This window comes from Budvicia aquatica DSM 5075 = ATCC 35567, assembly GCF_000427805.1.
Classification (GTDB): domain Bacteria; phylum Pseudomonadota; class Gammaproteobacteria; order Enterobacterales; family Enterobacteriaceae; genus Budvicia; species Budvicia aquatica.
This window is the reverse complement of record NZ_ATYS01000129.1, coordinates 1-1,156: the sequence shown is the minus strand read 5'-3', so window position 1 is coordinate 1,156 and position 1,156 is coordinate 1. Positions and strand designations below refer to the sequence as shown.

Here is a 1,156-nt window from a genome sequence, read left to right as displayed (position 1 = left end):
CCAATAACACCCAGAATAATGCCGATAAACAGTATTAGGGCGATGCGTGATTTCTTTATTCTCATGTATGGCAGCCTTGTCCGCTAATAAAAATCGGTTAAAAACAAATAGACGTGAGAGTGTTTATTTATTCGATAATGATTATGATTATTTTTACATGATAAAAAATTATGCCTTTGGCTATTTATTCTCTATCAGTTAAACTAATTAAATCAGGATGATAAAATGTTTTTGTATCTAACTAAATTACAAACTAATAATCGAAAGGTGTTAACATATCTATAATAAAAAAGGTTAAATTCAGTCTGCAGTGATTTTATTTAAATAAAGATGTTTGTCAATATCAATTGAATTTTCTAACAATTTGAATATAAACGTATCTCGCCCCTGTATTGTTTTCATGAAATAGAGTTTATCCGAGAAGTACGCCCGCAGGTTCTCGATAAAGCGACTCGATTCTAATTTGAGATTACGTACGTCGCATATCGCCAGTCACGTGGATGTTTTTCGTTTCATTAATCTAATATTACCATCGATGAGCCCAAATTATTTTTAGACTTCGTTCGATATCAGACTGTCAAGATGATAATCTTATTTTTGTATTTTAGCCAGACTTCACACTCTGTTTCATAGTTTGATAAACTCTGAGGGTACGACTTCAGGCAAGTTGTCTGGCTTGTGCTTGTCATTGTTAATTGTTCGATACGTGAACGCCATGTGGTCGCGTATCAATTTAGGTATCCGCTATTTGAATTTTGCATAGACGACTGTAAAACGACATCTGGCCGGTCATTGAATCGCGTCCCCGATGAGTGATGCTATTTCCAGCTATGCCCTGATATTAAAGCCCTGTCCTCACAATATAGCCACGCAGATCATACTGTTATTCCAACTCAAATTGTTAATATGTGAGTTTGGTTAATGCAGATTTTGCATCACGCCATACATACTTGCATTTCTCTTCTCAAATGACTCCTGATAAATATTGATGAAAGAATTAACGGCAGAATAAACGTTAATAAGTATCGATAAAATAAATAGAAACGTTAATTTTCATGAAACTGATGTGATAAGAATGGTTATTTAAATATAGCCAAACACATTGTTCATTATAAATAGCAATAAGAGGATGTCATTGTGAAAGGTTTAATCGGTG

The 1,156-nt window shown here is 33.8% G+C and carries 1 protein-coding gene; it reads right to left on the bottom strand.

Annotated features, from left to right (window positions below):
* Positions 1-300 precede the first annotated feature (300 nt).
* Entirely contained in the window at positions 301-486 is a 186-nt protein-coding gene (locus YWE_RS32130) for an Rpn family recombination-promoting nuclease/putative transposase (protein WP_428829301.1), read from the bottom strand.
* Positions 487-1,156 lie beyond the last annotated feature (670 nt).